At 55.1% G+C, this 24,710-nt stretch carries 24 protein-coding genes; 8 read left to right on the top strand and 16 right to left on the bottom strand.

From position 1 onward, the window contains the following. Positions 1-140 precede the first annotated feature (140 nt). A complete protein-coding gene (locus EDF75_RS09705; RefSeq protein WP_243657290.1) occupies positions 141-758 on the top strand; it encodes a TetR/AcrR family transcriptional regulator in 618 nt (205 codons plus the stop codon). Positions 759-779: 21 nt separating this feature from the next. Here the strand turns inward: EDF75_RS09705 and EDF75_RS09700 are convergent, their stop codons facing one another. Further along, a complete protein-coding gene (locus EDF75_RS09700; RefSeq protein ID WP_133598855.1) occupies positions 780-2,288 on the bottom strand; it encodes an acyl CoA:acetate/3-ketoacid CoA transferase in 1,509 nt (502 codons plus the stop codon). Between the two features lie 182 nt (positions 2,289-2,470). Between EDF75_RS09700 and EDF75_RS09695 the strand changes: the two genes are divergently transcribed. Then, positions 2,471-3,499, top strand: a complete 1,029-nt coding sequence (locus EDF75_RS09695; protein ID WP_133598853.1) for an aldo/keto reductase — start codon at positions 2,471-2,473, stop codon at positions 3,497-3,499. Positions 3,500-3,579: 80 nt separating this feature from the next. Here EDF75_RS09695 and EDF75_RS09690 read toward each other — a convergent pair whose 3' ends face one another. The 5 genes from EDF75_RS09690 to EDF75_RS09670 form a co-directional block, all read right to left on the bottom strand. Beyond that, positions 3,580-4,623, bottom strand: coding sequence for a zinc-dependent alcohol dehydrogenase (locus EDF75_RS09690; RefSeq protein WP_133598851.1), 1,044 nt, complete (start codon positions 4,621-4,623; stop codon positions 3,580-3,582). A gap of 12 nt (positions 4,624-4,635) precedes the next feature. Next, positions 4,636-5,652: an ABC transporter permease gene (locus tag EDF75_RS09685; RefSeq protein WP_095100997.1), complete on the bottom strand. Its 1,017-nt coding sequence runs from the start codon at positions 5,650-5,652 to the stop codon at positions 4,636-4,638. A 19-nt stretch (positions 5,653-5,671) separates the two neighbouring features. Next, positions 5,672-7,177: a sugar ABC transporter ATP-binding protein gene (locus EDF75_RS09680; protein WP_133598849.1), complete on the bottom strand. Its 1,506-nt coding sequence runs from the start codon at positions 7,175-7,177 to the stop codon at positions 5,672-5,674. A 5-nt stretch (positions 7,178-7,182) separates the two neighbouring features. After that, positions 7,183-8,148: an ABC transporter permease gene (locus tag EDF75_RS09675; RefSeq protein WP_133598848.1), complete on the bottom strand. Its 966-nt coding sequence runs from the start codon at positions 8,146-8,148 to the stop codon at positions 7,183-7,185. A gap of 69 nt (positions 8,149-8,217) precedes the next feature. Beyond that, complete coding sequence (locus tag EDF75_RS09670) at positions 8,218-9,333, bottom strand: sugar ABC transporter substrate-binding protein (RefSeq protein ID WP_133598846.1); 1,116 nt, start codon at positions 9,331-9,333, stop codon at positions 8,218-8,220. Between the two features lie 483 nt (positions 9,334-9,816). On the opposite strand from EDF75_RS09670, the gene EDF75_RS09665 reads away from it, so the two are divergent. Genes EDF75_RS09665 through EDF75_RS09655 form a run of 3 tightly spaced genes read left to right on the top strand, consistent with a single transcriptional unit; the run spans position 9,817 to position 12,576 of the window. Continuing rightward, positions 9,817-10,596 (top strand): 3-ketoacyl-ACP reductase, encoded by a 780-nt coding sequence (locus EDF75_RS09665; RefSeq protein WP_133598844.1) that lies wholly within the window; start codon positions 9,817-9,819, stop codon positions 10,594-10,596. 20 nt (positions 10,597-10,616) lie between these two features. Continuing rightward, positions 10,617-11,768 carry a glycerate kinase gene (locus EDF75_RS09660; RefSeq protein WP_133598842.1) on the top strand — a complete coding sequence of 384 codons (1,152 nt, stop codon included), beginning with the start codon at positions 10,617-10,619 and terminating at the stop codon, positions 11,766-11,768. Positions 11,769-11,790: 22 nt separating this feature from the next. Then, positions 11,791-12,576, top strand: coding sequence for an aldo/keto reductase (locus EDF75_RS09655; RefSeq protein WP_095101007.1), 786 nt, complete (start codon positions 11,791-11,793; stop codon positions 12,574-12,576). A 138-nt stretch (positions 12,577-12,714) separates the two neighbouring features. Here the strand turns inward: EDF75_RS09655 and EDF75_RS09650 are convergent, their stop codons facing one another. The 4 genes from EDF75_RS09650 to EDF75_RS09635 form a co-directional block, all read right to left on the bottom strand. Further along, a complete protein-coding gene (locus EDF75_RS09650) occupies positions 12,715-13,329 on the bottom strand; it encodes a hypothetical protein (RefSeq protein ID WP_133598840.1) in 615 nt (204 codons plus the stop codon). Positions 13,330-14,257: 928 nt separating this feature from the next. Next, positions 14,258-15,271 carry an NAD-dependent epimerase/dehydratase family protein gene (locus EDF75_RS09645; RefSeq protein WP_133598838.1) on the bottom strand — a complete coding sequence of 338 codons (1,014 nt, stop codon included), beginning with the start codon at positions 15,269-15,271 and terminating at the stop codon, positions 14,258-14,260. Positions 15,272-15,285: 14 nt separating this feature from the next. Beyond that, positions 15,286-15,843, bottom strand: coding sequence for a TetR/AcrR family transcriptional regulator (locus tag EDF75_RS09640; RefSeq protein ID WP_133598836.1), 558 nt, complete (start codon positions 15,841-15,843; stop codon positions 15,286-15,288). A 92-nt stretch (positions 15,844-15,935) separates the two neighbouring features. After that, complete coding sequence (locus EDF75_RS09635; protein ID WP_208113312.1) at positions 15,936-16,970, bottom strand: GlxA family transcriptional regulator; 1,035 nt, start codon at positions 16,968-16,970, stop codon at positions 15,936-15,938. A 55-nt stretch (positions 16,971-17,025) separates the two neighbouring features. Here EDF75_RS09635 and EDF75_RS09630 point away from each other — a divergent pair, with 55 nt between their 5' ends. Then, entirely contained in the window at positions 17,026-17,748 is a 723-nt protein-coding gene (locus EDF75_RS09630; protein ID WP_133598834.1) for a DJ-1/PfpI family protein, read from the top strand. 158 nt (positions 17,749-17,906) lie between these two features. Here EDF75_RS09630 and EDF75_RS09625 read toward each other — a convergent pair whose 3' ends face one another. The 5 genes from EDF75_RS09625 to EDF75_RS09605 form a co-directional block, all read right to left on the bottom strand. After that, on the bottom strand, positions 17,907-18,047 hold the full coding sequence (locus EDF75_RS09625; protein WP_241723712.1) for a DUF2474 domain-containing protein: 141 nt from the start codon (positions 18,045-18,047) through the stop codon (positions 17,907-17,909). Between the two features lie 8 nt (positions 18,048-18,055). Next, the gene (cydB, locus tag EDF75_RS09620) at positions 18,056-19,060 is read right to left on the bottom strand and encodes a cytochrome d ubiquinol oxidase subunit II (protein ID WP_133598830.1); all 1,005 of its coding nucleotides are present in this window, start codon (positions 19,058-19,060) and stop codon (positions 18,056-18,058) included. 139 nt (positions 19,061-19,199) lie between these two features. Then, positions 19,200-20,594 carry a cytochrome ubiquinol oxidase subunit I gene (locus EDF75_RS09615; RefSeq protein ID WP_133598828.1) on the bottom strand — a complete coding sequence of 465 codons (1,395 nt, stop codon included), beginning with the start codon at positions 20,592-20,594 and terminating at the stop codon, positions 19,200-19,202. Positions 20,595-20,749: 155 nt separating this feature from the next. Further along, the gene (locus EDF75_RS09610; RefSeq protein ID WP_133598826.1) at positions 20,750-21,178 is read right to left on the bottom strand and encodes a CopD family protein; all 429 of its coding nucleotides are present in this window, start codon (positions 21,176-21,178) and stop codon (positions 20,750-20,752) included. Between the two features lie 62 nt (positions 21,179-21,240). Then, a complete protein-coding gene (locus tag EDF75_RS09605) occupies positions 21,241-22,242 on the bottom strand; it encodes a GlxA family transcriptional regulator (protein WP_133599434.1) in 1,002 nt (333 codons plus the stop codon). A 448-nt stretch (positions 22,243-22,690) separates the two neighbouring features. On the opposite strand from EDF75_RS09605, the gene EDF75_RS09600 reads away from it, so the two are divergent. Continuing rightward, entirely contained in the window at positions 22,691-23,242 is a 552-nt protein-coding gene (locus tag EDF75_RS09600; protein ID WP_133598824.1) for a TetR/AcrR family transcriptional regulator, read from the top strand. Positions 23,243-23,299: 57 nt separating this feature from the next. Then, entirely contained in the window at positions 23,300-23,875 is a 576-nt protein-coding gene (locus EDF75_RS09595) for a DUF1349 domain-containing protein (protein WP_133598822.1), read from the top strand. A gap of 35 nt (positions 23,876-23,910) precedes the next feature. Here the strand turns inward: EDF75_RS09595 and EDF75_RS09590 are convergent, their stop codons facing one another. After that, positions 23,911-24,648: a 3-oxoacyl-ACP reductase family protein gene (locus EDF75_RS09590; RefSeq protein ID WP_133598820.1), complete on the bottom strand. Its 738-nt coding sequence runs from the start codon at positions 24,646-24,648 to the stop codon at positions 23,911-23,913. Positions 24,649-24,710 lie beyond the last annotated feature (62 nt).

The following is a 24,710-nucleotide window of genomic DNA, read 5'->3' as shown; positions in this document are numbered from 1 at the left end:
TGTAATGAAATTGTTAAGCGGCTAGCAGAAAGGAGAACAGCCAAAAATTTTTCTTGATTTCCTCCAATGAGTAAGGATTAATCATCAGCCAGATCCGCAACCAAAACGATGTAATGACTAAATCAGCTTCTGAAAAAACAGTGCAGGTCCGTGACCCTATTGCGACACAAAATCGGATCCTCAAAGCCGCGAAACGAGAGTTTGCGCAAAAGGGACTCGGCGGGGCGCGCATTGACGTTGTCGCTGAAAAAGCAAAGTCAAATAAACGCATGATTTATCACTACTTTGGTAGTAAGGAGCAGCTTTTCCAGAAAGTTGTTGAAGACTCCTACCTCGATATTCGAGCGGCGGAAAAAAAATTAAATCTTGAAAAGCTGGAGCCGCAAGAGGCGGTTGAAGCGCTGGTCCGCTTTACCTGGAACTACTACCTGAAAAATCCGGAATTTCTGACGCTGGTCAACAGTGAAAACCTGCATCGCGCCGTGCATCTGAAAAAGTCGGTGGCGATCAAATCAGCGCAAAAATCGATGGTAGCCCTGATGGAGAATATTCTTCAGCGCGGCGTGGAGCAGGGCGTGTTCAGGGCCGGCGTCGATCCTGAGCAGCTGGTTATTACCATTGCGGCGGTTAACTACTATTACTTTAATAATAAATATACCGGCGCCATTCTGTTCGATCGTAATTTCATGGACGCTGATTCCCTTCAGCAGCGCCTTGATTTCAACGTCGAAACGATAATGCGGATATTACAGCCCTGATACCCGCATTACCCTCACGATTCAAAGAGCAACAATGGCGGGGCGATCGACTTTCGGGCAGAACTGCATGCGCTGCAAAATATCCCGTTCGAGGTCAACCCCGCTGACCACCGCGACCAGCTCAACGCCGTCTTCCGTCAGCCTGAAAATGGCGCGCTCCGTGACGTACAGCACCTCCTGCCCGCGTTTTATGGCTTCCGGCCCGCTGAAAGTGATATGGCGAACCTTTTGCACCAGCTTGGGAATTTGCCCGTGAGACTCGATTTGTAACTGCTCTCCCTGCTGGCACACCTGTAAACCTTTCGCTTCGAAGGTGCCGCAGAAAACCACCTTTTTGGCACCGCAGGTAATATCAATAAAACCGCCCGGCCCGACGATCGTGTCGCCAAGCTGAGAAACGTTAACATTGCCTTCCGCGTCCATCTCTCCCATGCCGAGGAAGGTGATATCGAGCCCGCCGCCGCAAAACAGATCGAACTGATCGAGCGAACTAATGATGGCGTGCGGATACTTTGCCGCGCCGAACAGCGCGCCGTCGAGAAGCTGGCCGTTGTGAATGCCCTGTTCCACCATCTGCCAGCAGGAGTCTACCAGCGATTTCTCCGCCATAGCGGAGATCCCGCCGGGGATACCGAAGCCGTAATTGACCCGCATATTCGGCTTCAGCTCCCGTACCGCTAGCCCAGAAATCAGGCGGCGAATGCCCTCTGCCGGCGCGTCGAGCGGGTGCTCATCCGGCGGGGCGAGCTGGCCGGAGAGGGCCGGATCGTATTCGGCAAGATAGCTTTGCCACTGCGTCGGACATTCAACGATATGGTCGATCATTACGCCGGGTACGGTCACCTTTCGGGCCGGGACAAAGTGCTCAGGAGTGGTGGATTTCACCTGGGCGATGACCATGCCGCCGTTGTTATGCGCGGCTAAAGCGACGGCATACGTATCCAGATCCGCCGGCTCTTCGCTGGTGGAGATATTCGCCACCGCATCCGCCTGTGAACCGTGAATCACCGCGACATCAACTTTAAAAGGCTTGTAGTGCAGCCAGGTTTTCCCGTCGAGCTCAATGCGCGAAACGATATTTTCGCAGGTGATGTCGTTGCATTTTCCACCGCTAATCAGCGGGTCGACAAAGGTCCCCAGCCCGACGCTGGAAATGACTCCCGGGCGCCCGGCGCCGCTTTCGCGATACAGCGTCATGATGATGCCGGTGGGCAAGCAGTAGGCTTCTATCTCATTGTTGCGGGCCATTTTTTGCAGCTCGGATGACCACGACCAGTGCCCGCCGATGATCCGTTTGATGAGGCCCGGAATGGCCAGCCGCCCAAGACCGGACCCCTTGCCGTCGCCAATACCTAAGGCATGAATCAGGGTCAGATTCCGCGGATGCCCGGTCTCACGATAGCGCGTCGCGATGGCCGCCATGACGTAGTCGGACTCCAGCAGCCCGCCGCCTGAGCCGGTGAAGGCAACGGTGGAGTTGTCTTTAATCAAAGCCACTGCGTCATCGACGCTTTTCAGTTTGCCGTGCATTCTCGTTATCCTCGTTGTATTTGGTAATAAATAAACTAACTAGTTAGTTACAATTGCAGAAAAAAAATGAAGGATCAACGTAATTGATGACGCTTTGTTATCCAGGTAACATTTTCACAACATTCGTTTTGATATAACTATCTTGTTAGTTAATTAAATCATAAATCTGCAGGAGGGCTGGCATGGTTCCATCACAGAAGAATGCGTTTGGTCGTACAAATATTCAGGTCACCGCAATGGGCTACGGCGCAGCGCCGATTGGCAATATTTTTCGCCCCATCAGCGAGCAGGAGTCGGAAAACATGATCCATCAGGCGTGGAACAGCGGCCTGCGCTATTTTGATACGGCGCCGTTGTACGGACATGGCCTGAGCGAAGCGAGGATTGGCCACGGCCTGCGCTGGTATCCGCGCGATGAGTACGTGCTCTCCAGCAAGGTCGGCCGCCTGCTGAAGCCGAAAAAGCGCGCTGAAATTGATTCCGGGGCATGGGTCAATCCGCTGCCGTTTGAGGCGATTTTTGATTACTCTTACTCTGCTGCCATGCGTTCGATTGAAGACAGCCTGCAGCGCACGGGGCTGGAGCATATCGATATCGCTTTTATTCACGACTGTGATGTTTATACCCACGGCGATAAGCAGCCGCACTATTTTCGCCAGGCGATGGACGGCGCGTGGCGCGCGCTGGCGCAGCTGCGTGATGAAGGGGTGATTAAAGCCGTCGGCATGGGCGTCAATGAATGGGAAGTTTGCCATGCGGCGCTGCAGGAGGCCGACTTCGACTGTTTCCTGCTGGCCGGGCGCTACACGCTGCTGGAACAGGAGGCGTTAAAAGCGTTTCTGCCGCTGTGCGAGGAGCGCAATGCGGCGGTGGTGATCGGCGGGGGATTCAACAGCGGAATTCTGGCGACCGGGGCGGTTGAGAACGCGAAATACAACTACGGCCCGGCCGGCCAGCAGGTTCTGGAAAAGGTCAGCAAAATTGAAAACGTCTGCCGCGATTATGAGGTTAGCCTGCCGGCGGCCGCGCTACAGTTTGTCCTGGCTCACCCGGCGGTGCCGACCATCATTCCCGGCACCCGCACGGTGGCGCAGCTTGAGAACTGCCTTGAGTGGATTGCCGCGCCGATCCCGGATGATTTCTGGCGTACGCTGCAACAACAGGGGCTGCTGGATGAAGGCGCGCCCACCCCGGCAGACCGCAAGGCCTGAGTGAAGATTGCAGAATAAAAAAGGTGCTCTTGATGAGCACCTTTTTTGATCCTTGCGGCCTTATCCGCGTCGCTAAGGCCTCATTCCTGCGCGATGCGCAGCTGGACTTTCAAATACTGCGGCTGCGCGAGCAGGGAGGTGAAAACCTGCTGAATATCCTCCAGCGGATGGACGGACTGGCAAAAGGGCGCGGTGATAAAACGTTGATGCTGCAACAGATGTAGCGCCTGGTGCATGTCTTCCCCCATCCCGGCTACGCTGCCCTGAATCCTTTGCTCTTTTAAAATAATCTCCAGCGGCCTGATGGCGATGGCGGTTTCGCTGTCGGTTAAACCAAAGGCCAGCAGCCGTCCGCCGGGGCGCATAAACGTCAGCGCCTGTTTGTAGAGCTCGGGATGGCCGACGCTTTCGATGGCCACGTCGGCACCGCGGCCCTGGGTGAGCTGCTTTATTTGCTCCAGAGCGCGTTCGGGGTCGGTGATGACGCAGTCTGCACCGCACTGCCCGGCGAGCTCGGCGCGCTGCGGATTCAGCTCGACGGCAATAATCGGCGCGGCCCCCAGCAGGCGCGCCATCTGAATATGCATATTGCCCACCGGGCCGGCGCCGATGACCACTACCGACTCTGCCACGCTGAGGCCGATTTTTTTACCGGCGCGCACTACGCATGAGAACGGCTCGGTCAAGCAGGCAACGCTATCCGTAATCTCGTCGCCGACGGGGATCGCCAGGCGGGCCGGCACGGCCACGTACTGCGCAAAAGCGCCGTGGGTGTGAATGCCGAGCTGGCGGATCTCCGGGCAGTTGAGCAGCTCGTTGCGCCGGCAATAATAGCAGTGGCCGCAGCTGATATTGATATCGGCGACCACCCGCTGGCCCGGCGTCAGGGTCGCGACGCGAGGGCCAACGGCAACAATTTCACCGCTAAACTCGTGGCCGGGAATTAACGGTAGCTTATCCTGGGCATAGTGGCCGTTATAGATATGGATATCCGTGCCGCAGATCGAACACTGGCTGACGCGAATGAGGACCTCGTCATCCCCGTATTCGGGGACCGGGACCTGGCGTATTTCGAATTTTTTGGCGGCGGTAAGCACCGCCGCTTTCATTAATTTGGGGATCATGGCCGGCTCCGGTTATTTAACGGTAGAAATTTTGGAACGATCGATGGTCATCGCAATGGCCGCGATCATCAGCGCCCCGAAGAAGATCTGCTGCGCCTGCGCTTCAACGTTCAGGTAGGTCATACTGGTACGAATGACGGCGACGATGAGAGTGCCGATAAGCGTGCTCACTACGCCGCCCACGCCGCCGGTCAGCGGCGTGCCGCCTAACAGCACCGCGACAATCGCCGGTAGCAGGAACTGATCGGCCATCGTCGGCGATGCGCCGGAGAGACGGACCGCCAGCAGTACCCCGGCGGCGGCGGCGAACGCTCCGGCGATGGCAAAGGTGAGGATCTTCACCTTGACCACCTTCACGCCGCTGGCGAGCGCGGCGGATTCCCCTGCGCCAACCGCCTTCATATGGCGTCCCAGCGCGGTGCGTCTTTCCATCAGCAGCGCCAGCAGCAGCAGTACGGCGGCGATGATGATTTCCGCCGGCAGCGTAAAGACGGTGGCGGTCATCCAGCCAACCGTCTGGCTGCGAATATCCCCAGGAATATAAAACGCCCGCTGTCCGGAAATAACCTGTCCGGTAGCGTAGGCGATCCCCCCCACGGCGAGGGTAGTAATGAATGATGATATTTTAAAGCGGGTATGCACCCAGCCGGAAGCCGCGCCGAACAGCGCGCCGATCGCCAGCGTCAGCGGAATAGCCAGCACGCCAATTTGCGATAGCAGAATGACCAGTACGACCGTCGACATGCTGGCAATCGACTGGGCGGATAAATCTATTCCGCCGATATAAATCACAAAGGTCATGCCGATCGCCATAATAAACAGCGTCGAAGCGTCCTGCAGCAGCTGGAATATATTGTCGAGCTTAAGAAAATCCGGGTTATAGAGGCTGACCAAGGCCACTAATACCGCCAGGGTGAGTATCGGTAAATAGCGGGTGATTTTTTCACGCCCGGTTAACGGCGGCCGTGTCGGGCTACCGCTATTATTATTTGTCGGCACTGCTAATGAGTCAGAACGGATGATTTTCATGGAGATGGGCCTTAATAACCTAGACGAAATGCTGCAATAATTCATATTGCTCCGGGCGCTTCTCTTCGCAGCCGGTAAACTGATACATCAGTCGGCCGTCCTTAAAAATAGCGATGGTGTGGGCGAGGCCGATAGCCTCCTCCAGAGAGTCGGCGATCAAAATCACGCCGCATTGCTCATCGGTGAAGTCGCGTACTAAGTCATAGACATCCTCTTTGGCACCGATATCGAGGCCGCGGGTAGGGTGGTCAAGCAGGATGATTTTCGCCTCAGCGGTCCGCCATTTCGACAGCACCACCTTTTGCTGATTGCCGCCGGAAAGCTTGCCGCATTGCGTATCAATACTGGCGGTTTTAATCGACAGCTTTTTAACCCACTCGTTTGCCAGCCTGCGCTCGTGATGGACCTGCAGCAGTCCGCCGCTGGAATAGTCCTGCAGGTTGGCGAGGGTAATATTTTCCACCACCGACATGCCTTCGACGATGCCCTCGATTTTGCGCTCGCGAGGAATATATCCCACTCCCTCGGCGATGCTGTGGGTGGGGCTAAATTTGCGTACCGCTCTGCCGTTGAGGATCACTTCTCCCCGTTCCGGCTGCATCAATCCGAAGATCGAGCGGATGATTTCTTCGGTACCCGCGCCATCGGTTCCGACCAGCGCCAGCACTTCGCCGGCGTGTAGCGACAGGGAGACGTTTTTATAATGGCCCGGCAGCGAAATATTTTTTAATTCGACTAAGGTCGTCTCTTTGTTAATTCGGTGCTTACGATGCTCGCGATAGTAGCGTTCATCGATATCCCGGCCGACCATCTGGCGCTGAATATTCACCACGTCGAAGCGGTCGCGGGTGAGCATATCCATAACCTGCCCATCCTTCATCACGTAGATGCGGTCGGACAGCGCCATCACTTCATCGAGGCGATGCGAAACGAAAATAAAAGAGGCCCGGCTTTTCAGCTCCCTGACCAGCTCAAACAGCAGCTCTATCTCCTGGGCCGGCAGGACCGAAGTCGGCTCGTCGAGCAGGATAATTAAGTGGCCGCTGCTTCTCTCCTCAAGGGTTAAAACCTTCGCCAGCTCCACCAGCTGACGTTGGGTAAAGGAAAGCTCGGCGGTCATTGTTTGCGGATCGATATCCAGTTTGACTTTCGCCAGCTGCTTTCTGGCCGCCGCCGCCATTTTTTTCCAGTTGATAACGCCCAGCTTTTTAAACGGTTGTTCAAAGCCGAGGAATATATTTTCCATCACGCTGAGGTTGGAAATCAGCGACTGCTCCTGAAATACCATCCCGATACCCTGCATCATGGCGTCGCGTGGCGAGCGAAATACCACCGGCTGACCGTTAATCAGCACTTCACCTTTATCATGCTGATAGGCGCCGTAAATTATTTTCATCAGCGTCGATTTCCCGGCGCCGTTTTCGCCGACTAATCCGACAATTTCGCCGGGATTAATTTGCAGATTTATATTCTGTAAGGCCAGAACGCCCGGGAACGATTTACCAACATTTTTGAATTCAAGCATAATCGTCACTTCACTATTTGCAGACGTTTACGATTAGTGACTAATGCCACCGAGATGATAACCAGGGCGCCTAAAACCCCTTGCTGGATATAGGTCGGGAAGCCGACCAGCACCATGCCGTTGTTAATGACGTTGATAATCAGTACCCCAACCAGGCTTTGCCACACGCCGCCGTTGCCGCCCATTAAGGAGGTGCCACCGACGACGACGGAGGTGATGGCGATAAAGGTGTACCCATCGCCAAGGTTGCTGGCGACCGAGCCCAGACGGGCGACCGCAAAGACGGCACCCAGGCCGTAAAATACTCCGGCCAGCGCAAAGCCAAGCACGCGAATACGTTTTACCGACAGGCCAGACGCGTAGGCCAGATGCTCGCCGCCGCCGATCGCATAAAAATTACGCCCCAGCGCGGTATAGCGTTGAATAAACCAGGCAAACAGCAGGGCCGCCCCGGCGAGATAGACCATCAGCGGGAAATCAAAAATGCGCTCGGTCAGCAGTAACCGGAATACCGGGTCGGGCAGGGGAATACGTTCGCCGCCGGTCGTCACCATCGTGACGCCAATTAAGCTAAAACCGATGCCCAGGCTGACCAGGAATGAGGGGATTTTAAGCTTTACGTGAATAAGACCGTTGATTAGTCCGCAGGCTGCCGAAATAAGGATCGCGGCGGGGATCGCCAAATAACCGAGTTCGTTAAAACCGCCCAGCTTCACCATGATAATTGCCAGCATGGAGCCGCAGAAAGCCATAATGCCTTCAATTGACAGGTCGATCGAACCCATAATAATGATAAACGTCACGCCAATGGCAATCATTAACGGCGCGGCGCTGGCGGTCAGTAAACGTGAGAAGTTACGCACGGATAAAAAACCCGGGTAGACAACGCTGATGATGGTGCAAAGCAGCAGCAGCACCATCAGCGGCGCCCATTTGCGCAAAAAATCTTTGTAGCCTGAATGTGATGACATGGTCGACCTTCACTCATTGAATTTATAACGTCTTCATCGACAATAAATATCTGCAGAAGAGTGGGGGAACTACAATTTGCGATATTGAATAGGCCCCTTCGACGCCTGCCAGAAATTATTCCAGTCGTTCACCGGCGTATTGACGATATTGTCCTGATACCATTTCTGCGCATCGTCTTTGGTTATCATGATCGTCGGACCGTAAAATTCGCGATGCTCATGCGGCTCAGCGGAGGGTTTGAAGCTGCCGATGGCCGCATGGTGAGCCAGTGAAAGCGCAATGCCTCCTGCCCAGTACGGGTCGGTGCTTACGGTGCAGAGGATTTCACCGCTGATGCACAGCTTGACGGCGTCCGGGGTGCCGTCGTAGGAGACAATCGGGATCTGTCCTGCCAGCCCTTCGGCACGCAGAGCCTCAATAATGCCGAGGGTCATGCTGTCGTTGGAGGAGAAGATACCTTTGATATCATCCCCGAAGCGGGTGAGCATCGTCGACATCATGTCGTTGGCTTTCGAGGTGCTCCAGTCCGCATCCTGCCAGTCCAGCAGCTTGATATCCGGGTTCTCCTTCAGCTTGTGCATCAGCCCCGCTTTACGCTCAATCGCCGGGACGTTGGAGGCGATCCCACCCAGCCCGACAATCCCGCCTTTTTTCCCCATTGCGTCAAAGAGCAGCTGCGCACACTGCTGCGCCGGTTCGAAATCCGACCAGCTGATGTGGGCCACGTAGTTGTCGCCAAAATCCCAGGGATGCAGATCGTCGGTTTTGTTCCAGATGGTGGTAATAAACGCGCCGCGCTGCTGGCAGGCGGTCACGACGGCCCGCGCGTTAGGGGCATCGTTAGGATCGCAGCCGATCGCCAGCTTCCCTTCGGTTTTGGAAAGCAGGGCTTTGATATCCGAAAGAACCTTCTCGTTATTGCCGCCGTTAATCAGGCTCACCATCGTCGAGTTTTGCGTCTTCGCATAAGATTGCCCGCCGGCGGCAATCGCGTTCCAGTAGGAGTTGTCAGGATCGCGATAGCCCCAGGCCAGCGTGAGGTTTCCGCCTTCAGCCGCCATGGCTTTTGAGAGCGGGCTGATAAGCGGAAGCGCTGCCATGCTGCCGATGCCCAGGGCACTTTTCAGCAGGAATTCACGTCGGCTAATCACGCTTTGTTCAACGAATTTTTTAATAAATGACATAGCGATATTTCCTGTCTTTTCGGTTTACATGAAGGCGTTAACCCGATGAAAAATACGTTACATGTAAATAACTAATTACTTACAAGTTGATGATATATCATTCGAGAATGAGATTGGCAATGAAGCGCTTTGGGCCGGGTTTACGTGGCTCGTTTATCGGATAGGGAATTGTCTAGTATTTTGTTTTTTATTGTTATTTTTAAATATTTCCTTTGTGAATGAGTAAATGCTTCTCCTCGGGGGTTTTGCCTGAGAATATCTCTTATCAATATGATTTATATTATCTTTTACTCATTTTTTCGTCCCGGGCTGTTTTGCTTGCGTTTGAGATATCAGTCACAAAGATTTTGCTGGCGATCTTCACCCGTCACGCGTGGAGTACGCAGATCTCATATTTGCATATAGTAAGTAACTATTTATTTACAAGTGATGAGGGGTGTAGCTATGCTTTCGGCGTATTCTCACTCCACAATGGGACAAGACATGACCGTTAAAACACGACAGGTAGCGTTTATCACCGGCGGGGCGCGAGGCATCGGTTTTGAGATTGCCGCAAAGCTGGCGCAGGCGGGCTTTGATATTGCGCTGAACGATTATCAGGATTCTGCGGCGCTGCAGGCATCGGTAGCGCGGCTAAAGGGCTGGGGCGTTAACGCCGTTGCCGTGCCCGGCGACGTGGCGGATATCAGCCTGCACGACAGGATGCTGGCGCGGGCGGAGCATGAACTGGGTCCGCTGACGACCTTTGTCAACAACGCCGGCGTATCGGTGACCAGCCGCGGCGATCTCCTCGACGTGACGCCGGAAAGCTACGATCGCTGCCAGGCCGTTAACGCCCGCGCCACGTTCTTTCTCTGCCAGGCTTTTGCCCGGCGCCTGCTTGCCGGTACCTGCTCTCCCGAACTGCACTACAGCCTTATCGTCGTCTCTTCCTCGAACGCCTCGGCGGCCTCCATCAACCGAGGGGAGTACTGTGTGTCAAAGGCCGGGGCAGCGATGGTGGCAAAACTATTCGCCTCGCGCCTCGCCAGGGCGGGGGTGCAGGTGTTTGATATTCAGCCAGGACTGATTGCTACCGAAATGACGCAGCCTTCGCTGGCAATGTACCAACAGCGCGTTGATGAAGGCTTAACCCTGCTGCCGGAGCTGGGGACCCCCGCTCAGATAGGCACGATAGTCACCACTCTGGCCAGCGGCGGGATGCCCTACCTAACCGGCCAGGTGATTAGCGCCGACGGCGGAATGTTGGTTTCCCGTTTCTGATTGATAGCAGGTAAATCGCGATGAAAATAATTATTGCCCCGGACTCCTTTAAAGAGAGTCTGTCCGCCAGCGCCGTTGCCGATGCTATCGAGCGGGGGCTTCGTCGAGCCCTGCCTGGCGTGGAGTGCGTGAAGCTGCCGATAGCTGACGGCGGTGAAGGCACGGTTGATGCGCTGATAAACGCGACCTCAGGCCAGCGGATTTCGGTCGCGGTAACCGGGCCGATGGGGACGCCGGTGAACGGTTTTTTCGGCCTGCTTGGCGAAGGGAAAACGGCGGTCATTGAGGTTGCCGCCGCCTGCGGCCTGCAGTGGGTTGCTCCGGAGGACCGAGATCCGCTGTTCGCCACCAGCTACGGGGTTGGGGAGCTGATTAAAGCGGCACTGGATCGCGACGTCGATAAAATAATTATCGGCCTCGGAGGCAGCGCTACCAATGAAGGAGGGATTGGGATGCTGCAGGCATTGGGCTGCCGCTGTATCACCGCCGCGGGGGAGGACGTACCCTGGGGCGCCGGAGGGCTTGATGAGCTGGCTGACATCGATCTCAGCGGACTGGACCCGCGATTAGCCCGGGTGGAGCTGCTGTTGGCCTGCGACGTCAACAATACGCTGCTCGGCGAGCAGGGCGCGACCGCGGTTTTTGGTCCGCAAAAAGGGGTAACCGCGCAAACGGCGGCCAGGATTGAAAGCAACCTGGCGCGGATCGCCACTATTCTCACATCCAGAACCGGGGACGATATCGCCAGCCTGAGGGGCGGAGGTGCCGCAGGCGGGATCGGCGCCACTCTGCAGGGGGTGCTGAACGCAGAGATGTCGAGCGGGATCGATATTGTGCTCAACACGCTGCATTTCGATGCGCAGGTGCGCGATGCCGATCTGGTCATTACCGGCGAGGGGCGGCTTGATGCCCAGACCAGCGGCGGTAAGGGGCCTGCCGGCGTTATCAGCCGCGCTCATGCCCACGGCTGCCCCAGCATTGCGCTGGCCGGCTCGCTCGGCAGCGGATATGAAGCGCTGTATGAGCTCGGTTTAATCTCGGCGTTTTCGCTGGTCCCCGGCATTATTTCTTACGAGCGTGCTCTACGAGAAGCCGCCACCCTGCTGGAGTCGACGGCGTTTAATATCGGCTCGCTCTGGCAGCAGGCGGCGAATCAGCCGCTGCGCCGCTAAAGCGTCCCCTGAGGAAAAAGATATGAATATTCTTTATCGGCCCGAGTTTATCCGCGGTTTTGGCACCTATAAACTGCGCGGAGAACGCTTAACCACCGCCTTAGAGCATGCCTTGAGCATCGGCTATCGGGCGATCGATACCGCGCAGATGTATGAAAACGAACAGCAGATTGGGCAGGTATTAAGCCGTCATCCCGTCGCGCGCGGTGAGCTTTGCATCACGACGAAAGTCCTGCCGGCGAATTACCGCAAAGATCTGTTTATGGCTTCGGTGGCGCGCAGCCTGGCGGCGCTTAACGTTGAACAGGTGGATGTGCTGCTGCTGCATAGCCCGCCAAAGCAGGCGTTCAGCGCCACGTTGCGTTTGCTGGAGCAGGCGCAGCGGCAGGGGCTGACAAAATATATTGGCTTAAGTAACTTCTCGCCTGAGCAGATGGGGGCGGCACGCGACGAGATCGCCACGCCGCTCGTCGTCAACCAGGTCGAGTTTCACCCTCTGCTCGATCAACGCGATCTGCTGCAGGCTGCGGTAGAGACGCAGATCCCGCTATCATCGTATTGTTCGATAGCCCGGGGAGAGGTACTTAAATATCCGCTTATTCAGCGGCTGGCGGACTATTATGCCAGGACGCCAGCACAAATTATTCTGCGCTGGATTTTACAGTCGGGCATTCAGTCAAACACCATGTCATCCAACCCCGGGAGAATGGCCGAGAACTTTGCGATCCTTGATTTCACCTTGTCCCATATCGATATGCAGCAAATAGCGGAATTAAGAATCGCCAACTATCGCGTTGTGGCGCTGTAGCTTTGTTAACTCGCGGCCCGCGGCCCGCGTCCGGTGGGGAAGGGGAGTCCTTCTTCTCCGCTTAGCTTATTTCGACAGGGTGAGCGCGCCGCAGGCTAAAGCAGACCTCTCCGGCGTCTGCCATTCCCCATGCCACCTCTAGCCCTCGCTGTTTTCCAGCGCCAGCTGACGCTGCACCGCAAGCAGGGTTCGCCGACGGATCCAGCCGCTTGCCGGGCGGATAACTCCCCAGTAGCAGGCGAAGCGCCGTTTTACCTGCGGGGTAGGGCAGTGCACGAAGGTCTCGGTGACCAGCCGGTGCTCGCCGTCGGCCGTGACGACCCGAAAGTACAGGATAAGCTTCGCGGCATCAGCCTCGTTAAAGCGGGCGAACGCTTCGGCGTCGGCGAGGCGATGAACCGCCATCGTGGGCCGCCAGAACTGGCCGGTAAGTCCGAGAACCAGCTCCCGGCTGGTTTGATGCAGCGGGGTGAATGTGGCAAAGCCAAAATCATTGACGTCAATGGTGTGGGGGGAGGGATGCTGCGTAAAGCGTTGATAGCATCTGCCGGGTAATTTACGCAGTTTTAGCAGCGCGTTAATAATCGGGTCCGCCGTCATGTCCAGGTTCTGTACCGCCTGAATTATCGTGCCGGGCTCAGCCGCAATAGGCGCGGATTGATGATGCTCATAAAAGCTAAAGTTGGCTAACCAGCGCGGAGGATCGGGCCAGTGCAGGTATGTCCGCGAAGTGACGTAGCCCAAAAAAATCATGATAACCTCCGTTTAGTGCATGAGCGGCAACGACAGCCAGCAGACCATATCGTCAGCGACATGGTTTAGCATAATACGCCAGCGCGTGCGACTGCCAGCAATGAGGAGGAGCTTAAAGACAGGCGTTATGACGGGATGGAATCAGCTCCGGTCATGCCCGTACAGGCTGAATTATCCCAGGAAACGGGGACGAGGTCGTCACTCAGGAGTCGATTGATACAGGAGATCAAAGCAGTAGATACGAAAAGCAGATACAAAAAAGCCCTGACCGTTGCAGCCAGGGCTTTTAAGGAACTACTGATTTAAGATTTAACATTCATGGACTTAATATGGATACTACTTATGATACTGCTTTAAATGTACACGTTTATCACAGATAATATTGGGTGCTGGTACTAACTAAAACCTCCCTCTATTTTCTCGTTACTTTACCCCACCATTTTCATTACCTTCAAAAATGGCACTTTAAACAAGTACATCCCCTCGCGACATATACTCTTTGATGCGTGGCCTGACTTCCGTTGCGATCGCTTCACTTAACTAACGTACCTAACTCAATCGCAAGAAATAACTTTAAAAAACATGGCCTTACATCGTCGCGCTACTTCCCCCAGATTTGCGATTAACTACCCTAACTACGTGGCCTTAAAACATTACCGATGTAAAAAAACGCTTCTTAACATCCGTAATCCCATACAACAAAATACGTGACCTTTATCGCAAATTACTTTTGTTACCTTACTAACACTTTCAACTTATAACAGCGAACTACTACTTCACCGCTGTTGAATCCTAATTTAACCATTTTAAAAGTAGTGTCAATACTGTTTTTAAAGACATGCTTTTATTCACAGTAAATATATTCTGCGACCGTTAGGCTGTATCTCAATGTTCCCTTATTTATGGCTCGGGAAAGCATACCGATGACCTATTTTCTGAGCGCTTCATCAACGGCGGAAAACCTTTTCTGCGAGGAAGGAGTGCCGTAGGCTTGCAGGCCATCCGCACGCGAAGTCTTCCCGACATAGCCCAAATCGCGGCGCGCGGCGGAGTCGTCGAGGTTAAACTCTCGCCCGATCATGCGCATCATCGAGCGGGAAATCGGCGGATCGTCTTTTTTTCGCGTAATGGTCCAGACGGCATCCATCACCCGGCCAGCGGCCGAGGCGAGCCAGTAGGGCATCGAGCGCAGCTCCTCAATAGAGAGCCCCTGAGCGCCTGCAATAGACGCGATGAATTCGCGGAACGTCCACTTTTCCCGATCTGTGATGAAGAAGGCGCGACCGCCAGCGCTGCGCTCAAGCGCGCATTCAATCGCTTCCACCACATTGTCAACGTGGCAGGTCGAAAAGGCATAGTTACCGCGATCGATGAAGGCGAACTGCCCGGACTTTATCGCGGCGGGAAGCTGGCGGCTGAAGGGATCGCCCGGCCCCCAGATCGCCGGCGGGCGCAGGGCGATTGTAGTAAAGTCGGGCCTGTTGGCTGCCAGTACCAGCGATTCGGCCCGCGCTTTGCTGGCCAGATAGGCTGAAAAATGGTGCGGGTAGGTGAGGGCGCTTTCATTGGCGTTGCGGATCGGCGTGCCGGCTTCATCCTGTATGACGCCCGCAGCGCTGATGTAGATAAACGTCCGCGCTGCGGAATTCCCGGCGGCTTTCAGCAGCGCGGCGGTGCCATCGACATTGGTGCGGAAGAAGGGGACGCGCGGACCTGAAAAGCGGAACATGGCGGCAGCATGCACCACCGCGTCGGTCGCCGGCAAAATCAGGGGAGCATTGCTTTCCAGATCGGCGTCAAACGGCGTTGCGCCCATTGCCCGCAGCCTGGCGTGAGAGGCGGCGGCGCGGGTGAGGGCGAAGATCTGGTGACCCGCGCCCGCAAGTTTTGGGATCAGGCGGCTGCCAAGCAGTCCGGTCCCGCCCGTGACAAGAATTCTCATGACGATCCTCCTTTCTATTCAGGATTCAAAATAGACTGCATGGCGCTGTCGCGGATTTGCTCAAGGACGGCAGGCGTGGGCGGGGCGACCTTGCGCAGCTGGGCCGTGACGTAAAGAAAGGATGCGGCGTGCGCCGATGCCCACATGAGATCGGCGGCCACTTCGACGGAACGGCGAAGTGGCCGCCTGGCCGCAATAGCCTCAATGCGCTCGATCAGGTGCGCGAAGGCCTGCGTAGCGGCCGGGATTTCCGCGCCATCAAGAACGCGGCTCATCATCGCGGCATAGAGTCGGGGACGAGCCGCCGCGAAGCGCACGTAATCGTCCCAGCCGTCGCGTAGCGCTATCACCGGGTCGGTGGGGTGAACCGCAGACTTTTTGCTTTCGAGGAACTGCGAAAAGGCTTCGGCTATGGCGGCGCTCAATAGCCCATCGGCACTGCCATAGTGATGGTAGAGCGTGGGGGCGGTGACGTTCGCGAGCGCGCAGACGCTACGTGTCGAAAAATGCGCCTCGCCTTCTGTTTCGAGCACTTTGAGTGCGGCATCAAGCAGGATATCTCGTGTTTTCATGGTGGGAGTATAGCAGTGCTATAGTGAGTGTCTATAGCGCTGCTATAGAAAGGGGCAGTTTGCGGAGTTCTGTCACCTTAGACGGCGTCAGGCTACAGGCTGTTTTTGCTGATGCAGCCAAAACGGCGGCGATAATCCGTGGGTGTGAGAGCGACAACCCGCCGAAATCGTGCGCGGAAGGCCACCGCAGAACCGAATCCGGCAAGAAATGCGATTTGGTCTATTGGCAGCTGGCTCTGCTCAAGTAATTCGCGTGCTCGTTCAATACGAGCGGCAAGAAGCCACTGTAAAGGGGTTGTGCCGATCTGCTCCTGAAATCGACGCGCAAAGGTTCGCGGGCTCATATTGGCGCGAGCCGCAAGGCTATCGACCGTATGCGCAGCATGCAAATTGTCGCTTATCCATTCGACTAAGGGATTCAAACTCGTTGGCGAGCCGGGGATTTTCTGGCGAATAAATTGCGCCTGGCCACCGTCCCGGTGCAATGGGGCGACCATCAGACGAGCCGTGTTTGCGGCAACCGTCTGGCCATAATCTTGTTGCACGAGGTGCAGGCACATATCCGTTCCCGCGGACGCGCCAGCAGACGTTACGATGCTCGCTTCATCGACGAACAGAACGTTAGGCTCGACGTTTATTTCCGGGTAAAGCCGGGCGAGGTCGTCGGCCAGGCGCCAATGAGTGACGGCGCGCTTTCCGTTAAGAAGGCCGCTGGCGGCAAGGATAAAGGCCCCGGAGCAAATTGATGCCAGCCTGGCCCCGCGCGCATGGGCCCGCCGAAGCGCGATGCTGACCGTCGTTGAAACCATCCCGAGAGGGTCTTCACTCCCCGGAATAACAATAGTGTGCGCTAGCGCAAGACGGTCAAGGCCGTAGCGTACGTGCATATCAAGTCCGGCGACCCGAATTGTCGACTCAGGGCCGCATACCTCCACCTCGTAAGCCCTGCTTCCATCGGCCAGACGAGCGAGGGTGAAAGCCTGCCAGGCGATGCCAAAATCCAGCGGTACCACATCATTAATAGCCAGAACCGCAACCTTACGCATGTCATTGAGCTCCGCTGGAGAATTTGAAAATACCATCCTGTTGGCAGAAACCGGTCTGTTTTTGTCGTCCTTGCGACTCACGCAGCCCTGCAGGCGGAATTATTATTGAGTCGAATTTAACGCAAAGGGGAACATAATGTCTGACGAATTGGGTAACGGTGTTGAAGGTCGAGAACTACAGATTGGCATGGTGATTTTCCCGGGGTTTACTCTGCAGGATTTAGCAGGGCCGCAGACGGCCTTTGGCCTTCATGCCAAAACACACATAATCTGGAAAACCATGGATCCTGTGCCAACGGACATGGGCGTCACCGTGAATCCTACCATCACGATTAATGAGGTTCCAGACAACCTCGACGTGCTGTTTGTTGCGGGCGGCGCAGGCACTCCCGAGATTATGAAGGATCGGCAGTTCCTGGATTTCATCTCCCGCGCGGGAGCAACGGCTACCTATATCACCGCCGCATGCACCGGCTCCGTGCTGCTTGCCATGGCTGGGCTGCTGGAAGGCTATCGCGCCGCCACCTATTGGCCATTTTACGAGCCGCTGATCGCCCTGGGCATTGAGCCCAGCTACGAACGCGTCTGCGTCGACGGGAACCGCATCACCGGCGGCGGCGTCACGGCAGGTATCGATTTTGCGCTCCGGGTTATCGCCGAAATCAAAGGGCTGGAGGCGGCAGAGTTCACGCAGCTGGTGCTCGAATATGACCCGCAGCCGACAATGAATTCAGGGAATCCACGTACCGCACGGCCAGAAATCGTTGCGCAGATAAAGGGGCTGTGGGGGCGAACGGATGAAGCCGTCAGGGTTGCCAGGGAGCATATGAAACGCCTGGCGCAGACGTCCCAATCGTAGCGCCCTGCAGCCCCCGAAGAACCGCCCGCAACCGCTCTACAACGGCCACCTGAAACTGGCCGCTATAGAGCGTTTTCCTGAACCCGCTGCCAATTCGTTTGCCGGCCATCCGGCCCCTAAGCGGGCGATGAAAACATAGGCATTCATGCTGGCGGCGCTTATGTCTTCATTCCGGCAGCAGTCAGCATCGCTCTGAGTATTAATGAAACTACGCCCAGCGCCAAAACGCTCAATGACCAAATCACTATCAGCCAAAATAATCGCTTCAGGAAAGATGTCCCTTTCGGGGAAATACGCATGTTAAGCATCAGTGATATCCTTCATCCGCTTTCGTCTTGCCGCGGAAAACGTAATAACTCCAAAAGGTATAAACCAGGATGACGGGTATAATGAAAAGGCTGCCAGTCAGCATAAATACCTGACTGCTTCGCGGGGCCGCGGCATCCCATATGGAGACCGATGGCGGGATGATATTTGGCCAGATGCTAATGCCCAGGCCTGAGAATCCCAAAAATATCAGCCCGAGCGTCAGCAGGAAAGGGAGGTAATGGGCATCGCTTTTAACACTGCGGATTATTCCCCACGCAAAAATTAACACCAATACGGGAACGGGCATAAACCAAAACAGATTGGGCAGCGTAAACCACCGCTGCGCAATATTTTCGTGAGCCAGCGGGGTCCAGATGCTGATCAAAAATATAACCCCAAGCAGCGCGAACAGGATGGGGCGTGCCACCGCCTGCATCCTCTGATGGATCCGGTGCTCGGTTTTCATGATAAGCCATGTGCAGCCAAGCAGGGCGTAGGCAATAATCAATCCGGCGCCACAAAACAGTGGAAAAGGCGATAGCCAGCCCATCGATGAGCCGGTAAAAGTACGGTTCAAAACCGGTAGCCCGCCCAGTAGCGTACCGACGGTAATCCCTTGACAGAACGTCGCCAGAATTGAGCCCGCGATAAACGCGCTATCCCAGAACGGGCGGTGGGCTTCGGTGGCTTTGAAGCGAAATTCAAAGGCGACGCCGCGGAATATTAATCCGATGAGCATTATCGTTAAGGGTATAGATAGCGCATCGGCAATGACGGCATATGCCAGCGGAAAGGCGCCAAATAACGCCGCGCCGCCTAAAACGAGCCAGGTTTCATTACCATCCCATATCGGCGCAACGGTATTTACCATCACATCGCGTTCGGCTCTGTCTTTAATAAAGAGAAAGATAATGCCAATACCCAGGTCAAATCCATCCATAACGATGTACATCAGCGTTGCGAAAATGATGATGGAAAACCAGATAATGGAAAAGTCGCTCATTTAATTACTGTCCTTTCTCGTCCGTAGAATAAGACGCGCGTGCCGATAGTTAGTTATCTGCAAATGCACGCGCCCTTTATCTTACCGGGGATAATAATAATAGAAATAGCCGCCTCGAGAATTACGGCTGGTCATCGTATCAGTCTGCCGCAGAAAGCGGGCGGGCCGGATTTCTTTTTTGCCCAGGTCCACCGTCTACTACCGTTTTCCCGGAACCTCCCTTTGGCCCTTTTTTAATCAAGCGCATCATATAGTAATAGCCGGCACCGAAGACCGCACTGTAGACTGAGATAAATACCAACAAGCTAATGCTCATCTGCAGAGATCCATGTGCGGAAACTGCATTAATGGTTCTCTGAACGCCATATACAACCCACGGCTGGCGCCCAATCTCGGTAGTAAACCAACCGGCAAGAATCGCCAGTAATCCGGATGGTCCCATTAATAGAACGAACCAGAGAAAAGATCGTGAATGATATAAGCGTCCTCTGTAGCGCATCCATAAGCTCGTTATCCCCATGGTGACCATTAGCAATCCCAGGGCAACCATAACGCGAAATGACCAGAAAATAATGGATGAGTTAGGTCTGTCTCGCTTAGGAAAACTTTTCAACGCCGGGATTTGCTTATCAAGGGTATGGGTTAAAATCAGACTACCCAGGTAAGGAATAGATAACGTATATTTTGTCTTCTCTTGAGCCATATCGGGCAGACCAAACAGGATTAGAGGCGTAGGCTCAGCGCCCACGTTTTCCCAGTGCCCCTCGATTGCAGCTATTTTTGCCGGTTGATATTTAAGCGTATTCAGGCCATGCGCATCGCCGATCAAGGCCTGGACTGGCGAGACCACCAGTACCATCCATAAAGCCATTGAAAACATCTTACGGATCGCCGGGCTATTGTTTCCGTGTAATAAATGCCAGGCGGCGGAGGCCCCAACAAATAGTGCGCTGGAGAGAAAGGCCGCCGTTGTCATATGCGCCAGGCGATACGGGAAAGAGGGGTTAAAAATAACCTTAAGCCAGTCGATTGGCACCACGATATCATTCTGGATGATATAGCCTTGCGGGGTATGCATCCAGCTGTTGGAAGCCAGTATCCAGAACGTGGAGAATAGCGTGCCTAACGCGACCATACAGGTAGCGAAGAGATGAAGGGCAGGGCCAACCCGGTTCCAGCCAAACAGCATCACCCCAAGGAACCCCGCCTCAAGGAAAAATGCGGTGAGCACCTCATAGGTGAGCAAGGGGCCCGTGATGCTGCCCGCAAACTGAGAAAAGCCGCTCCAGTTAGTTCCAAACTGGTAAGCCATGACTAAGCCAGAAACGACTCCCATACCAAAATTGACGGCGAATATTTTCGACCAAAAATAGTAGAGGTCGCGATACGTTTCGTTGCGTGTCTTTAGCCATAATCCCTCCAGTACGGCGAGGAAACAGGCGATACCGATGGTTATCGCCGGGAAAATAATATGGAATGAAACCGTGAATGCAAATTGAATTCTGGCCAGGTGAAAAGCGTCTAGTCCAAACATAATGCCCTCATTATACCTACTTTTTAACCTGCCAAATTTATTCGGCAAAAAGTCTGTCTTAGCCCCGCGAGTGGGCTAATCTATTGCCGCTATTTTTGTGCTATTCCGCTGCCGCGTATTTTGGCGTGGCTCTTTGCGCTTAAGGCGCGTGGCGATTAAAATAGTACCGGTTTAAACTTAGCCAGGAAAATTATTACGGAAATCGCCAGGATAATAATCGATGCGCCGCGGCGAATCGTCAGCCTGGCGTTAATATGTTCACCGCTTGCCAGCATTCGTATCGATTTCGAGAGCGTGCCGTGCAGGGCCGACAGAAAAATAAGGATCGCCAGCTTCATTAAAATCCATGAGTGAAACAGGCCGGCTTTAGATATTAATACAATGCCGCATCCCCAAAGCACAAGCATAGCCGGAGTGATAACCTTTCGATTCCATTTTAAAATATGCCTGAACCACGATTTATCAACCGCGTTGCCGTGTTGATTCTCGGAATAAATATAAGCCGTGATTGCGAGCAGCAGCAGTCCGCTAACCCAGACCACGGCCGCAATCAAATGAATGGCGCCGAACCAGCGGTAATCCATATTTCCCTCTGTTGGTTGTTTAAAAAATATACCTGAGTATTTAACGGCGTTCGCCGTTTCGGTCAAATAGATAAATCGCCGGAATGACTCTCCGCCGTCGCCATTCTTCGAATACTTTGCGGGGGCATGCCCGTAACCCGAATAAACGCTCTTCTCATTCGCTCAGGATCGGCGTATCCCACCCGGCGGGCGATAACCTCAACGGGTTCGATGCCTTCCTCAAGATGCTGTTTTGCCACCTCCGTACGCAGCTTTTCTACGGCTTTTGCCGGGGTATATCCGGTTTCAGCTCTGAAAATTCGACTAAACTGACGCGGGCTCAGGCAGGCGATCGTCGCCAGCTTTTCAACCGACAGATCGTTCGCAATATTGCTGCGCATATAGCCCAGAATGCTGCGGATTCTGTCCGATTGCGGTGCCATATCGGCAAGCGCGGAAAACTGCGACTGTCCGCCCGGCCGCCGGTGGTAAACAACGAGCATCCGCGCCGTCGCGCGCGATATGGCGGCTCCCATATCCTCTTCAATCATGGCGAGGGCCATATCGATCCCGGCGCTGATACCCGCCGAGGTCCATATGTGGCCATCTTTGGTAAAAATATGGTTGCCGTTAACCTTAATCCGCGGGAAGAGCTGCTGCAGTTGGGAAGCGTATTTCCAGTGCGTTGTCGCTTGACGCCCGTCCAGCAGCCCGTCTGCAGCGAGGATGAATGCCCCGGTACACACGCTCGCAATACGTCTGATTTCACCGGTCAGTACGGACTTCAATTGCTGAGAAACATCAAATAGATCGGTTAGATCGGCTAAAACGTCGCCGCCTACGACAATCAGCGTGTCATATTTCCCGGGGCGCAGCCGTTTTGTCACAACCTCGAGGCCCGCAGAGCTGGCTATCGCTCCTCCGGTTAACGAGGCGACGTGCAGGTGGTAGGAGCCTGCGCCAGCCAAGTTGCCCGCCGTTTCAAAAGCGGCGAGCGGCCCGCTTAAATCCTGGATCTGAAATCCGGGAAAGACGACAAAAGCGATGTCACGTTCGATAACCGCACCCTTCAGTTTTTCTTTCATAGCAGTGTTCAACATAGTCGCATGGGTCAGGCAACCGCCTGAGCTCTTACCTTCGCCGTGTCCCTGCAGACCATCACCACAGCGCAGCCGGCAGTCATGGCGCGATTTTCCAGCCCGGCACCAGGGCCTGAAAACGGCGCCGTCTGGATCCGCAAACGCGGCAGCCGCTTTCATTTTCTCATCCGCCTGACGATAGTGCATCAGCGCCAGAATATCCGAAAGGACACATATCCCTCATTAACAGACATATAGTGATAATGGTTTGAAAAATATACTAATTATTTGAGTAAACGGCGTTGGCTTTGTTAGCGCAGCAATCTGGCTCCTCTGACCGGGTGCGCATTTGCCTGTAGCTGGCTAATAAATAAGCTAAAATATGGGGTTAATGAATTAATACGTTTGTACGGTTTTGCGGGTTATGCTACCGTCGGCAGCAAAGGAGGGCGGAGTGACAAACGAGAACCGCAAAACCTGGCAACAGGATCCGCACCGCAAGGCGCATATCTTGCGGGCGACGCTGGATTCTATTGCCTTAAACGGCGTTGCCGGAACAACCTACAGGAAAATTGCTGAAATATCAGGCATTCCGCTGGGCTCGCTGACCTACCACTTCTCCAGTATGCAGGAACTGCTGCTGGAGGCGTTCAGCAGCCTGGCGCGTGAGGTTTCGGCACACTTCACCGCAGCCCTGAGCAGCGCCGGAAATCAGCAAGAGGCGCGTCACGCCATCGTGGAGATCATTTTTGGCGCCGTCACTTCCGGGGAAAAAACCAGCCAGCTGAGCTACGAGCTATATAGCTTTTCATGCCGCACGCCGGTGATGAAATCGGTGATGGCGGAGTGGATGCACAACAGCCGGCAGGCGCTGGAATTGCACTTCTCGCCGCTGGCAGCCGTGGCGCTTGATGCACTGATTGAAGGGGTGATGCTACATCGCTCGGTGATCCCGGTGACCCGCGAGGAGGTACACAAAATGGTCGCCCAATTGGCAATGTTATAAATCGAATGCGGCCGCGCCGCTGGCAAACTATTGGGCAGAAGACGCGAGGAAAACGTTATGAACAGCCATTTTTACTGGGTGAATGAACCGAAAGTCTGGCATCAGGAAGGAGAGGGGCTCGCCGTAACGACCGACGAGCACACCGATTTCTGGAGTAAAACCTGGTACGGGTTCGAACGGTTCTCGGGGCATTTTTACGGCCGCGACGTTGCCGGCGACTTCACCTTTCAGGTGAAGATAAAGGCCGACTTTAGCGCGCTGTACGATCAGGCCGGGATAATGCTGGTGGTCGATAAGGCGCACTGGCTAAAGGCGGGCATTGAATTTAATGACGGCAAGCCGGCTATCGGCAGCGTCCTGACGCTTGAGCACTCAGACTGGGCTACCGGCCTGTTTCCGGGGCGCGCCGACGTTTTCTGGATGCGGCTGACTCGCAGGGGAGATAGCCTGCGCCTGCAGTATTCTGCCGATGGTCAGTGCTGGCCGCTATTGCGCCTTGCTCATTTCCCTGCGGCGCAAAAATGCGCGGTGGGCGTCATGTGCTGCACGCCGGAGCGCGGCGGGCTGGTGGTCAAATTCGAGGACTTTCAGCTCACCGACGCGCTGGATAAAGCGCTCCACGATCTCTCCTGAGCGCTATTTTTACCTGCTGCCTCGCCGATAGCCGCTCAGGCGGTTAACCCGCCGTCAATGGTCAGGCTTGAGCCGGTCATATATCCTGACTCGCTGCCGGCGAGCCAGGAGACCAGCGAGGCGATTTCCTCAGGCTGGGCTATCCGCTGTAGCGGGCTTGATGCGGCCAGGCGCTCTACCATATCTGCGGTGATATCCGTTTCGGTGGGCCCCGGCTGAACATTATTCACCGTAATGCGGCGCGGGGCCAAATCCAGCGCCAGGCCTTTAACCAATCCTGCGACGGCGGCTTTTGTCATTGCGTATACCGCTGCGGCGCCGATAAAGCTGCGCACAGCGGTATTGCTGCCCATCGTTATCACCCGGCCTCCGTCATTCATTTGCGCCGTCGCGGCCTGAATGGCGAGGAAAACCCCGCGAATATTGACGTCCAGCATTGCGTCGAGGTCGTCGAGACTGAAAGACGACAGCGGCGCAACGCGGATGATCCCGGCGTTAACCACCGCCGCGTCAAGAGGGCCGAAGCGCTCTACGGTCAGCGCTACGGCCCGCTGCAGCGCCTCAGCGCTGGCGCTGTCTGCGGCAATGGCGAAGGCCTGCCCGCCGGCGGCCGTAATCTCCTCGACAACCTGCCCGGCTTTATCCGGGCTGGATATATAGGTTAGCGCGACGGCAAAGCCATCCTGCGCCAGGCGCTTTGCCGCCGCCGCGCCAATGCCTCTCGAACCGCCGAACACCAGCGCGACTTTCTGGGAATGGGATTGATTTTTCATGCCGCCTCTTTATGGATTGATTAGTCAAAAATGGGGTGTAAAAAAATAAGCCGAAGCAGGAA

It is taken from the genome of Klebsiella sp. BIGb0149, from assembly GCF_004362605.1.
Classification (GTDB): Bacteria; Pseudomonadota; Gammaproteobacteria; order Enterobacterales; family Enterobacteriaceae; genus Klebsiella; species Klebsiella terrigena.
The sequence above is the reverse complement of the archived record's forward strand: the minus strand, read 5'-3'. Positions and strand labels throughout refer to the sequence as shown.

Excerpts from the sequence above, each read along its gene's own strand:
- EDF75_RS09700 (WP_133598855.1), bottom strand. The coding sequence starts at position 2,288 with ATGCACGGCAAACTGAAAAGCGTCGATGACGCAGTGGCTTTGATTAAA.
- EDF75_RS09695 (WP_133598853.1), top strand. The coding sequence starts at position 2,471 with ATGGTTCCATCACAGAAGAATGCGTTTGGTCGTACAAATATTCAGGTC.
- EDF75_RS09690 (WP_133598851.1), bottom strand. The coding sequence starts at position 4,623 with ATGATCCCCAAATTAATGAAAGCGGCGGTGCTTACCGCCGCCAAAAAA.
- EDF75_RS09685 (WP_095100997.1), bottom strand. The coding sequence starts at position 5,652 with ATGAAAATCATCCGTTCTGACTCATTAGCAGTGCCGACAAATAATAAT.
- EDF75_RS09680 (WP_133598849.1), bottom strand. The coding sequence starts at position 7,177 with ATGCTTGAATTCAAAAATGTTGGTAAATCGTTCCCGGGCGTTCTGGCC.
- EDF75_RS09675 (WP_133598848.1), bottom strand. The coding sequence starts at position 8,148 with ATGTCATCACATTCAGGCTACAAAGATTTTTTGCGCAAATGGGCGCCG.
- EDF75_RS09670 (WP_133598846.1), bottom strand. The coding sequence starts at position 9,333 with ATGTCATTTATTAAAAAATTCGTTGAACAAAGCGTGATTAGCCGACGT.
- EDF75_RS09665 (WP_133598844.1), top strand. The coding sequence starts at position 9,817 with ATGACCGTTAAAACACGACAGGTAGCGTTTATCACCGGCGGGGCGCGA.
- EDF75_RS09660 (WP_133598842.1), top strand. The coding sequence starts at position 10,617 with ATGAAAATAATTATTGCCCCGGACTCCTTTAAAGAGAGTCTGTCCGCC.
- EDF75_RS09655 (WP_095101007.1), top strand. The coding sequence starts at position 11,791 with ATGAATATTCTTTATCGGCCCGAGTTTATCCGCGGTTTTGGCACCTAT.
- EDF75_RS09650 (WP_133598840.1), bottom strand. The coding sequence starts at position 13,329 with ATGATTTTTTTGGGCTACGTCACTTCGCGGACATACCTGCACTGGCCC.
- EDF75_RS09645 (WP_133598838.1), bottom strand. The coding sequence starts at position 15,271 with ATGAGAATTCTTGTCACGGGCGGGACCGGACTGCTTGGCAGCCGCCTG.
- EDF75_RS09640 (WP_133598836.1), bottom strand. The coding sequence starts at position 15,843 with ATGAAAACACGAGATATCCTGCTTGATGCCGCACTCAAAGTGCTCGAA.
- EDF75_RS09630 (WP_133598834.1), top strand. The coding sequence starts at position 17,026 with ATGTCTGACGAATTGGGTAACGGTGTTGAAGGTCGAGAACTACAGATT.
- EDF75_RS09625 (WP_241723712.1), bottom strand. The coding sequence starts at position 18,047 with ATGCGTATTTCCCCGAAAGGGACATCTTTCCTGAAGCGATTATTTTGG.
- cydB (WP_133598830.1), bottom strand. The coding sequence starts at position 19,060 with ATGAGCGACTTTTCCATTATCTGGTTTTCCATCATCATTTTCGCAACG.
- EDF75_RS09615 (WP_133598828.1), bottom strand. The coding sequence starts at position 20,594 with ATGTTTGGACTAGACGCTTTTCACCTGGCCAGAATTCAATTTGCATTC.
- EDF75_RS09610 (WP_133598826.1), bottom strand. The coding sequence starts at position 21,178 with ATGGATTACCGCTGGTTCGGCGCCATTCATTTGATTGCGGCCGTGGTC.
- EDF75_RS09605 (WP_133599434.1), bottom strand. The coding sequence starts at position 22,242 with ATGAAAGAAAAACTGAAGGGTGCGGTTATCGAACGTGACATCGCTTTT.
- EDF75_RS09595 (WP_133598822.1), top strand. The coding sequence starts at position 23,300 with ATGAACAGCCATTTTTACTGGGTGAATGAACCGAAAGTCTGGCATCAG.
- EDF75_RS09590 (WP_133598820.1), bottom strand. The coding sequence starts at position 24,648 with ATGAAAAATCAATCCCATTCCCAGAAAGTCGCGCTGGTGTTCGGCGGT.